General features: G+C 73.8%; 2 protein-coding genes. Both read right to left on the bottom strand.

Annotation, left to right across the window (positions count from 1 at the left end; genetic code table 11):
• Window positions 1-5,230, bottom strand: a 5,230-nt coding sequence (locus ACN6LM_RS36915; RefSeq protein WP_445069798.1) for an SDR family NAD(P)-dependent oxidoreductase, incomplete at its 3' end; no start/stop codon positions are given.
• A gap of 4 nt (window positions 5,231-5,234) precedes the next feature.
• Window positions 5,235-8,856: SDR family NAD(P)-dependent oxidoreductase (locus tag ACN6LM_RS36910; RefSeq protein ID WP_445069797.1), on the bottom strand; the 3,622-nt coding region annotated here is incomplete at its 5' end.

Below are 8,856 nucleotides of genomic sequence, written 5' to 3'. Positions count from 1 at the left end.
CTCCCCCCCCCCCCCCCCCCCCCCCCCCGCCCAGGGCGGTGTCCAGGTAGGACGCGACGGCCTGTGCGGTCGGGTGGTCGAAGACCAGGGTGGCCGGCAGCCGGAGGCCGGTCGCCCCGTTCAGCCGGTTGCGCAGCTCCACCGCGGTCAGTGAGTCGAAGCCGAGGTCCTTGAACGCCTGGTCGGGGTCGAGGGTGTCCGGGAGCGCGTGCCCGAGGACGGCGGCCACATGCGAGCGGACGATGTCGAGCAGCTTCCTGACGCGCTGCTCCGGGTCGGCACCCGCCAGGGTCCGTCCGATGAGGGAGGCGTCCGCCGTGGCGTCGGCGGCCTTGCGCAGCCGGCGCCCGGGGGTGCGTGCCAAGCCGCGCAGGAGGGCGGGGATCTCGTCGCCCCGTGCCCGCAGCGCCACCTGGTCGATGCGCAGCGGCGCGAGGACGGGCTCGCCGATCTCCAGAGAGGTGTCGAGCAGCGCGAGGCCCTCGTCCACCTGGAAGCCGGGCATGCCCTGCCGGGCCATGCGTCGGAGGTCGACGTCCTGGAGGAGGCCGCTCATACCGGCGCCGAGCCACAGGCCCCAGGCCATGGAGGCGGCGGGCAGTCCCTGGGCCCGGCGGTGGGTGGCCAGCGCGTCCAGGAAGACGTTGGCGGCGGCGTAGTTGCCCTGACCGGAGGCGAGAACCATGCCGCCGGAGGAGGAGAACAGCAGGAACAGACCGAGGTCGGCGTCCGACGTCAGCTCGTGCAGGTGCCAGGCGGCGTCCGCCTTGGGCGCCAGTACGGCGTCGATGCGGTCCGGCGTGAGCGTGGTGACCAGGCCGTTGTCGGTGAGGCCGGCGGCGTGGACGACGCCGGTGAGGGGGTGGCCGTCCGGTACGGCGGCCAGGACCGCGGCCAGTGCCTCCCGGTCGGCCACGTCGCAGGCGACGACGGTGGCCTCGGCGCCGAGAGCGGCGAGTTCCGTACGCAGTTCGGCCACGCCGGGGGTGTTCTCGCCCCGGCGGCTGCTCAGCAGCAGGTGCCGCACGCCGCGGGTGGCGGCGAGGTGGCGGGCGACCTCGGCGCCGATGCCGCTGGTGCCGCCGGTGATCAGGACGGTGCCCTCGGGGTCGAGCCCCGGGCGGGCCGCGCCTTCGGGCAGGGCGGCCTGCACGAGCCGCGGGGTCAGTACCTCGCCCGCGCGTACCGCCGTTTCCGGTTCGTCCGTGACGATGGCCGCGGCGAGGCCGTCGTCCGCGCCGTCCCCGGCGGCGAGGTCCACGAGCGTGAACCGCCCGGGGTTCTCGGCCTGGGCGGCTCGCACGAGGCCCCACACGGGTGCCTGGCGCAGCTCGACGCGCTCGCCGGGCTGGTCGACCGCGACGGCGTCGCGTGTGACGACGACCAGCCGGGAGTCGCCGTAGCGCTCGTCGGTGAGCCACTCCCGCAGCACGTCCGCGGTGCGGTACAGGGCGGTCCGTACGCCCGACAGCGTGTCGGTGTCGGGCGTTTCCACGCGGTGGACGACGACCGCGGGCGCCTCGTCACCGTCGGCCCGTGCCGCCCACTCGGTGTACTCGGCGGCCTCGTCGACGGCCGCGGCCTTCTGCCAGGTGATGCGGTACGGCAGTTCCCGCCGGTCCTGGCCGGCGGCGCCGAGCTGTTCGGCGGTGACGGGCAGGGCGGCCAGCGAGTCGATGGACATCACGGGGCGGCCCGTGGCATCGGCCACCGCGACGCTCACCGAGTCGTGGTCGGCCTTGGTGATGCGTACCCGCAGGGCCTTGGCGCCCGCCGCGTACAGCGTGACACCGCTCCATGCGAAGGGGAGCACCGTCGCGCCGTCCCGGCTTCCGCCGTCCTCCAGCAGGCCGGCGTGCATGGCGGCGTCGAGCAGGGCGGGGTGCAGGCCGAACCGTTCGGCGTCGGCGTGTGCCTGCTCGGGCAGTACGGCCTCGGCGAACACCTCGTCGCCGCGGGTCCACAGCGCCTTGAGCCCCTGGAACACCGGCCCGTAGAAGTAGCCCTGTTCCAGGAGGCGTTCGTACGCCCCGTCGAGCGACACCTCGGTGGCGTCCCGCGGCGGCCACTCGGCGAGGTCGAACGTCGGCTCGGCCGCTCCGTCGGTGAGGGTGCCGTCGGCGTGCAGCGCCCAGGGGTCGGTGGGAGCGTCCTGGGGCCGGGAGTACACCTGCACGCGGCGGCGCAGCTCGGTGTCGGGGGCGCCGACGACCACCTGCACGTGGAGGCCGCCCTGCCGGGGAAGGACCAGCGGCGCGCGCAGCGTCAGTTCCTCAAGGGTGTCGCAGTCGACCTGGTGTCCGGCGTGGACGGCCAGTTCGACCAGTCCGGTGCCGGGCACGAGTACGGTTCCCAGCGCGTCGTGGTCGGCGAGCCAGGGGTGACTCTGCAGGGAGAGCCGGCTGGTGAACACATGGCTGTCGGTGTCGGCGAGGGCCACGGCGGCGCCGAGCATGGGGTGCTCCACGGGGAGCTGCCCCAGGGCGGAGACGTCGGAGGCGCCCGCGTCCGGGACGATCCAGTCCCGGCGCCGCTGGAACGCGTACGTGGGCAGCGCGACCCGCTTCGCGTCGTCGACGTACCCGGTCAGGTCCACCGAGGCGCCGCGGACCTGGGCCTCCGCCAGGGAGATCGTCATCCGGCTCAGGCCGGCGTCCTCGCGGACGAGGGACTGGACGGAGGCCGCGCGCACCCCGTTGTCCTCGAAGATCTCCTCCAGGCCGGGCCGGAGCACGGGGTGGGGGCTGCACTCGACGTAGAGGGTGTGGCCCGCGTCCAGGGCGGCGACGGCCGCCTTGTGGAACTCCACGGGGGAGCGCAGGTTGCGGTACCAGTAGGCGGAGTCCATGAGGGCGCCCTCGGGCAGCAGGCCGCCGGTGAGGGTGGAGTAGACCGGGACCTCGGGGGTCCGGGGCGAGACGCCGGCGAGGGCGGCCGCCAGTTCGTCGGCGATCTCCTCGACGTGCGCCGAGTGGGCGGCGAAGTCCACGCCGGGAATCGTCCAGCGCATGACGCCGGCCTTGGCGAGGGTGATCTCGAACTCCCGCAGCGCGACGGCGTCGCCCGACACGACGACGGCGTTAGGGCCGTTCTCCGCCGCGATCGAGACGCGGCCCTCGAAGGGGGCGAGCCGCTCGCGCACGAACTCGGCCGGCTTGACGATCGACATCATGGCGCCCTTGCCCGATATCGCCAGCAGGGCCTTGCTGCGCAGCGCCACGATGCGCGCGCCGTCCTCCAGGGACAGCGCTCCGGCCACGCAGGCGGCCGCGATCTCGCCCTGGGAGTGGCCGATCACCGCCGAGGGGTGCACGCCGTGGTGGCGCCATACCGCGGCCAGCGAGACCATGACGGCCCACAGCATCGGCTGGGCCACGTCGACCCGGTCGAGCGTCGGGGCGTCCGTCTCCTGGCGGGCGACGGCCAGCGGTGACCAGTCGACGTGCGGGGCCAGCGCCTCGGCGCACTCGCGCATCCGGGCGGTGAAGACCGGCGAGACGTCCATGAGGCCGGCGGCCATGCCGTGCCAGTGGGAGCCCTGTCCGGGGAAGACGAAGACGGTCTTGCCCGCCTCGTCGGCGACGCCCCGCACCAGGCCGGGGGCGGGGCGGTCTTCGCTCAGCGCCCGCAGGGCGGGCAGCAGGGTGTCACGGTCCTGGCCCACGAGCACCGCGCGGTGGTCGAACAGGGCGCGGGTGCCGAGGAGCGAGTGGCCGACGTCGGCCGGGCTCAGCCCGGGGTGCCGCTCCAGGTGGGAGAGCAGGCGCCCGGCCTGTTCCCGCAGGGCCGCCGCGTTCTTCGCCGACACCACCCAGGGCACGACGCCGAGGGCCCGCTCGGGGGCCTCGCCGGTGGTGTCCCGCGGTTCCTCGGTGCCGGCGGGGGGTGCCTGCTCGACGATGAGGTGCGCGTTGGTGCCGCTGAAGCCGAACGAGGACACGCCGGCCCGGCGGGGGCGGCCGGTCTCGGGCCAGGGCCGCGCCTCGGTCAGCAGCCTCACGTCGCCGGTCGTCCAGTCCACCTGGGGCGTGGGCTCGTCCACGTGCAGCGTCCTGGGCAGCGTGGAGTGGCGGATGGCCTGCACCATCTTGATGACGCCCGCCACTCCGGCGGCGGTCTGGGTGTGGCCGATGTTGGACTTCAGCGAGCCGAGCCAGAGCGGAAGACCGGCGCGCCGGCCCTGGCCATAGGTGGCCAGCAGCGCCTGCGCCTCGATGGGGTCGCCCAGCGTCGTGCCGGTGCCGTGCGCTTCCACCACGTCGACGTCCACCGCGGTGAGACCCGCGTTCCGCAGTGCTTGGCGGATCACCCTGCGCTGGGAGGGTCCGTGCGGTGCGGAGAAGCCGTTGGACGCGCCGTCCTGGTTGACGGCGGAGCCCCGGATGACGGCGAGGACCTGGTGTCCGTTGCGCCGCGCGTCGGACAGCCGCTCCAGGAGCAGCAGGCCCACGCCCTCCGCCCATGCCGAGCCGTCGGCGGCGGCGGCGAACGACTTGCAGCGCCCGTCCTCGGCCGACGCCTTCTGGCGGCTGAACTCGATGAACGTCTCGGGGGTGGACATCACGGCGACACCGCCGGCCAGCGCCAGGGAGCACTCACCGGACCGCAGCGACTGCGCGGCGAGGTGAAGTGACACCAGTGACGACGAGCACGCCGTGTCGAGGGTGACCGAGGGGCCCTCGAAGCCGAACACGTAGGAGATGCGGCCGGACGCGATGGCGCCCGAATTGTTGTTGTGCGTGTAGTCGTGGTACATCATGCCGGCGAAGACGCCGGTGGGCGTGCCCTTGAGCGGGCGCGGATCGATGCCCGCGTCCTCGAACGCCTCCCACGCCGTCTCCAGCAGCAGCCGTTGCTGCGGGTCCATGATGAGCGCCTCGTTCGGGCTGATCCCGAAGAAGTCGGCGTCGAAGTCGCCGGCCTCGTGCAGGAATCCGCCCTGGTTCACGTACGAGGTGTTGTCGCGCCGGGCCTCCGGGTCGTACAGGCGGTCCAGGTCCCAGCCGCGGTTCGTCGGGAACGCGCTGATCGCGTCGGTCTCGTCCGCGACGAGCCGCCACAGTTCGTCGGCGGACGTGGCGCCGCCCGGGTACCGGCAGGCCATGCCGACGATCGCGATCGGTTCCTGCGACGCCTCGGTCAGCTGCCGGTTCTGGGTCCGCAGTCGCTCGGTCTCCTTGATCGACGCCCGCAGCGCGTCGACCAGCTTCTGCTCGTTGCCGCCCATCACAGCCTCACACTTCCCGGTTCGCGTCGTCGAGGCCGGAGCCTCCGAGTGCAATGTTGATCAGACTCTCGGCGTCCATCTCGTCAATCGATCCGAGCTCGCTCCGCTCGGCCTCGCCGACGGACTCGGGCCGGGCCCCGGCCAGTTGCAGCAGGGTCTCCATCAGGCCCGCCTCCCGCAGCTTCGCCATGGGCACGGCCTGCAGGATGCGGCGGACCTCCGCGTCCTGCGGGTCCTCGTCAGGTGCGGACCCGCCGTGTCCGGTGCCGAGCTCCGCAGCCAGTTCCTCGGCGAGGTGCTCGGCGAGGGCGCGGGAGTTCGGGGCGTCGAAGACGAGGGTGGGCGGCAGCCGCAGCCCGGTCGCCGCGTTCATGACGTTCCGCAGCTCCACCGCGGCCAGCGAGTCGAATCCCAGGTCGCCGAAGGCCCGGTCGGATGCGACGGACTCCGGTCCGGCGTGCCCGAGGATCGCGGCCACCTTCGTCCGCACCAACTCCAGCAGCGCTGCCCCGCGGTCAGCGGGTGAGAGTCCGGACAGCCGCTGCCGCAGAGCGGCGGCACCGTCCTGACTTCCGTTCCGCACGGAGCGCCGGCTGCGGGGCCGGACCAGCGCACGGAACAGGTCCGGCACGGTGCCCGCCTCGCCGTGGGCCAGGGCGGCCGGATCGAAGCGCATCGGCAGCAGTACGGGGGCGTCGAGCGAGCCCGCCGTGTCGAAGAGGGCGACTCCCTCGGCGGGGGACAGCGCCGTGATGCCCGTCCTGCCCATCCGCTGCCGGTCCGCGCCGTCCAGGCCGCCGCCCAGGCCGCCCTCACCCGCCCAGAGTCCCCACGCGAGGGACTGCGCGGGCAGCCCCTGGGCGCGGCGGTGCACCGCCAGGGCGTCCAGGACCGCGTTGGCGGCGGCGTAGTTGCCCTGGCCGGGGTTGCCGAGGACTCCGGCCGCCGACGAGAACAGGGTGAACGTCGTCAGGTCCGTGCCCCGCGTCAGCTCGTGGAGGTGCAGCGCCGCGTCGGCCTTGGCCCGCAGCACGGTGTCCAGGCGCTCCGCCGTCAGGGAGCCGATCACACCGTCGTCGAGGACAGCCGCCAGATGGATCACCCCGCACAGCGGGTGCTCCTTCGGGATCGCGGCCAGTACCGCGGCGAGCGACTCCCGGTCGGACGCGTCGCAGGCGACGATCTCCGCCTCGGCACCGAGCGCGGCCAGCTCGTCGATCAGTTCGGCGGCGCCCTCGGCGGCCGGACCGGAACGGCTCGTCAGCAGCAGTCGCCGCACGCCCCGCCCGGTCACCAGGTGCCGGGCGAGAAGCCGTCCCAGGCCGCCCGTGCCGCCCGTGAGCAGTACGGTCCCCTCGGCGTCGAAGGTGGCGGGCGTCTCGCCGGACTCGGCGACAGCCCTCACGAGCCTCGCTCCGTGGACCACACCGTCGCGCACCGCGACCTGCGATTCGCCGGCGGCCAGCACCGCGGACAGCTCGCCGTGCGCGGCGTCGGCCAGGACGATCCGCCCGGGGTGCTCGGACTGCGCGGAGCGCGCGAGGCCCCATACCGCCGCGCCCGCGAGGTCCGTCACGTCCTCACCGGGCAGAGCCACCGCGCCTTCGGTGCGGATCAGCAGCGTCGACCCGGCGAAGCGGTCCTCCGTCAGGACGGCCTGAAGGGCCGTGAGGGCGCGCCGGGTCTCGTTGTGCACCGCGGCCGTGTCGGTGCCGGGGCCGGTGGACAGGACGACCACGTCGGGCACTGGCCCGTCGCCGAGGCCGTCCCAGTCACCGGTGGAGAGGCCGGCGGTGTCAGCGACGGCGATCTCGCGCCATTCCAGCCGGAACAGCGCGTCGAGGGACGCCCGTGAGGACGCGGCCGGGTCTCCAGCGGGAATCTCCCGCGACACCAGTGAGCCGACCGACAGGACGGGGCCGCCCTCGGGGTCGGTCAGCGTCAGCGACAGGGTGCCGTCGCCGGATGTCGTCGTACGCACCCGCAGGGCGGAGGCGCCCGACGCGTGCAACGACACTCCCGACCAGGCGAACGGCAGCCTCGGGGCGCCGTCCCCGGTACCGGCCAGCGCCGCCGTGTGGAGCGCCGCGTCCAGCAGGGCCGGGTGCAGACCGTAGCCCTCGGCGGAGCCCTCCACGGGGAGGGTCACCTCGGCGAGGATCTCCTCGCCGTGCCGCCAGGCCGCGGTCACGCCCTGGAAGGCCGGGCCGTACTCCAGGCCCGCGTCGGCCAGTTCGTCGTAGAAACCGGTGAGGTCGACCGGCTGCGCCCCGGCCGGGGGCCAGGCGCCCGCGGCGGGGGCCGGCTCCACGGCACCCTGGGCCAGCGCACCCGTCGCGTGCCGCACCCAGGCCGCGTCCGGCGCCCCGCCGCGCGAGTACACGCCGAACGTACGCCTGCCCGTGCCGTCGTCCGGGCCCACCGACACCTGGAGCGCCACCGCACCCCGCTCGGGCAGCTCCAGCGGCGACTCGATGGTCAGCTCCTCCAGCAGGTCACAGCCGAACCGGTCACCGGCACGGATGGCGAGCTCGACGAACCCGGCACCGGGGAAGAGTGTCGCGCCCCCGACCGCGTGGTCCGCGAGCCAGGGCTGCGACTGCGCCGACAACCGTCCCGTGAACAGGGCGCCCTCGCCGTCGGCCAGCGGCACGACCGCACCGAGCAGCGGGTGCCCGCCGGCCTCGAGCCCGACGGCCGAAGGGCTGGTGCCCGCCTCGTCGTGCGTGAGCCAGTAGTGCTTGCGTTGGAAGGCGTAGGTGGGCAGGTCGGTGGTACGGGCGGAGGTGCCCGCGAAGTACGCCCGCCAGTCGACCTTCACCCCTCGGGCGTACAGCCGGCCAAGGCCGGTGACCAGCTCCACGACCTCGTCACGGTCACGACGCTGCACCGCTACGAACGCCACCTCATCGACATCACCGTCACCGTCCTGGTCCGGGGTGACGCACTCGGCACCCATCGGCACCAGCGCGGCATCCGGACCCAACTCCACGAACGTCGTCACACCACGACCGGCCAACGTCCCCACCGCATCCGCGAACCGGACCGGCTGACGGACCTGGTCGACCCAGTAGTCGGCTGTCGACCACTCCTCGGCAACCGCCTTGCCCGTCACGCTCGACACAGCTGCGAACTGCGCCTCCTGGTAGGTCACGGACTCGGCGACCTCACGGAACTCCTCCAGCATCGGCTCCATCAGCGCGGAGTGGAACGCATGGGAGACCGCCAGCCGCTTCGTCTTGCACCCCTGAGCGGCCAACTCCTCCGCCACCCTGACGACCTCGGCCTCAAGACCCGAAAGCACCACGGACGACGGCCCGTTGACTGCGGCGATACCCACACCGTCGGAGAGCAGCGGCAGCACGTCCGCCTCGGCGGCCTGCACGGCCACCATCGCTCCGCCCTCGGGCAACGCCTGCATCAACCGCCCACGCGCCGCCACCAACGTCGCCGCGTCCTCCAGCGACAGCACGCCTGCCACATGGGCCGCCGCCAGCTCACCGATCGAGTGCCCCGCCACAACATCCGGGCGGACACCCCACGACTCCACCAGCCGGAACAACGCCACCTCAACAGCGAACAACCCGGCCTGCGCATACATCGTCCGGTTCAACGCCGCAGGGTCCTCG

The organism is Streptomyces sp. SAS_281, from assembly GCF_052542855.1.
This window is presented reverse-complemented; position numbering and strand designations above follow the sequence as displayed.